This window comes from uncultured Cetobacterium sp. (assembly GCF_947039425.1).
Taxonomy (GTDB): domain Bacteria; phylum Fusobacteriota; class Fusobacteriia; order Fusobacteriales; family Fusobacteriaceae; genus Cetobacterium_A.
On the sequence record NZ_CAMQYW010000247.1, the window covers coordinates 1 to 2,993 of the forward strand.

General features: G+C 25.8%; 1 protein-coding gene. It reads right to left on the reverse strand.

The features are described from left to right. A partial coding sequence (locus Q0V09_RS09940; RefSeq protein WP_297489115.1) for an autotransporter outer membrane beta-barrel domain-containing protein occupies window positions 1–2,727 on the reverse strand: 2,727 nt, incomplete at its 3' end. Between the last annotated feature and the right edge of the window lie 266 nt (window positions 2,728–2,993).

The following is a 2,993-nucleotide window of genomic DNA, read 5'->3' on the forward strand; positions in this document are numbered from 1 at the left end:
TTCCTCTTTAGGACCTATTGTATTTATTACTCCAAAAGATAGAATGTTATTTAATTTGCCTTTACTGTATAATAACTCTTTTTTAAAATCAAAACCTATTTCTAAATCTCCAGTATTAGTTGTAAATTTGTCTACACCAATAGAAAGTTGATCAGTTGAATAACCTTCATTAACTTTATCTTGATTTACAAAGTAGTAACTTAGTTTTACTTTAGGTTCTATTATCCACTGGTTATCTATATTTATTGAGTACTTTCCTTCTACAAAGAAATTTAAGGAATTAACATCATATTTTTCATTTGTTTTAAATGAATCATATTGATTAGAAACACTTCTATCAACATCATTAGATGTATATTGATAACCAAGACCTGTCATAAATTTAAATTTATTTATTTCTGTTTTAATAAATGAACCAACATATAATGAATTTCCATCAATTGAATTAGAACCTCTAAAGCTAACATCTTGATTATTTCCTCCAAACACTAATCCTAAAGAACTTTTATTAGATAATCCATATTCAAATGTTGTAAGTCCACCAACTGTGTTTGTTGTAGTTTTATAATTTCTATGACCTGTATCAAATCCATAATGGCCTTTACCAGAAACTTCATTATCAACTTTAACACCTGTGTAAATGGCTTTACCTTGAACTATCCATTGATTGTTATTTGGCTTTATTGTTAGATAAGACATATTATCTTCAAATAGTTTTAAACTATCTCTACCTGACTTTAAAGTATAAGTATAAGGATTATTAGTGCTTATTTGATCTAAAATTCCTAAAAGACCAGCCATAGCATCATCATATGTTTTTATTGGAGTTGTTGTTGCTTTAACTAATAAAGCTTCAGGAATTCTATCAACAAATGTTGTATTAGCTAGTTTTCCTAATTCTCCAGAAGAAATAATAGATTTATAAGAGCTGTTTAAATGATCATATAATTCAGGACCCATTGTTAAAGGATCTACTGGTAATTTATCAATAACAGATATTTTAATATGTTTTCCATTAGAACCATCAACTAAAGTAGCATCTAAAACTATTGAATCTGTAATTAATTTATCTGTATTATCATAATTTGTATTTAGAGATGGATTAATAGATGTTTCTCCCATAGATATAATTGTATTTTCTCCAAGTCCATTTAAGCCAAGATTTAATTTACCTCCACTTGAATTAACAATACCGCTATTTTCATATAAAGAATGACCAATAACTTTTCCATTGGAATCTTTTTTAGTTGTATCAATTCGTAATGTTAAAATTCCACTAGATAAAGTTATATTTTCAGCTCCAGTAATTTTAGATGTTTCAAATAAAGTTGTATTCCCATTGATATTTAAATTTTCAAATTCAGAAATATTATTATAAATATTTAAAGTTTTATTTGAATTAATAAGATTAAGAGTATCTTTTCCAATTCCTCCAATAAGATCTCCATTTATTTGTGTAGAAGTAGCAATAGACAAATTATCATTTCCATCATTTAAATTCACATCTCCATTGATAATAGAATCTCCAAGAATAGAGATTCTATTATTATCATTATCACCTACAATAACATCTATATCATTTTTTAACCCACCGCCATTAAAAGTAGTATTTGTTGCTTGTAAACTATTTTCACCTTTTAAATATACAGCAGTTTCATATCCATTAATTATGCTATCATTAATATTAATATTTTTATCAATAACTAGAGCTCCAATATTAATTCCAGCCCCGTTTATTATTAAATTATCATAATTTGTTAATTCAGATGATGATATATAACTATCTGTAGAAAGAGTTTTCTCCTCAGTCTTATTCCCGTTTTTATCGTACCTTTGTGCATTTATTATAGAATATCCATTATTAGATGTATTATTACTACCATTAAAAATTTCTTTTATTTCATCTTTTTCATTTAAAAGTATCTCTATTCCATTATTGTTATAAGCATCTATTATATCACTAGAAATAATATGTTTACCAGCTAATATTCCATTATTAGTAACATTTCCAATACTTCCATTATCTGAAATTATTGCATAGTTAGATCCCATAATCATTCCATTATTAAATATATCTCCGATGCTGCTCCTCTTCGTAAAAAAACCATAGCTAGAACTAATAATTCCATTTCCTGAAATTGATGTATGAGAAGAATTTGAATATCCACCAATAATACCGCTATTATTTATATTACCTATACTGCTATGACTATGGTCATAATTGATGTTATTACTTAGACTTAATATACCGTTTCCAGAAAAGAGAGAATCAGAATAATTGGAATATCCATTAATAGTACCATTATTAAATATATTTCCAATATTACTACTACCATCACTATAGTTAGAATTAGAACTTTTACTCAATATGCCATTTCCAGAAATGAAAGAATCAGAATGATTGGAATATCCCCTAAGAACACCGTTATTAAATATATTTCCAATACTACTATGATTACTGTTGTAATTATTACATACACTTAATATAGCATTTTTAGAATATTCTAAATTATTAGAATCAGAATTAATAATTCCATTATTAGTTATATTAACTTTTGGAAGCATAATATTGATAGTTTCATTTAGCGTTCCGTTATTAATCCAATCTTCATAAATATCTAAAGAATATCCAAGTTGTCCAGTAATTAAAAATACAACTAATAAACTTAAATTAATTTTATATCTTCTTTTTAAATACCCTTTAAGTTGTTTTTCTAAATTCTTCATAAAAACTCCTTTTTATTTCATATATACTTTGAAAAGTATTTTTAATCAAGAGTAATAATAAATCATAGATATATTGGATTTAAGTATAGTTAACTAGCTACTTATTATGATCTTATTGGAGATTAAATAATACTCATTGTTTTGATAAATAAAAATAGATAGGAGAGGGAAATTTCCCTCTCCTACCTATTTTTTTGAAAAATCTATTTGTGAGTGATTAATAATACGAGCCGGGGGACTAGTATAGGAATCCTCTCTATGTAAAT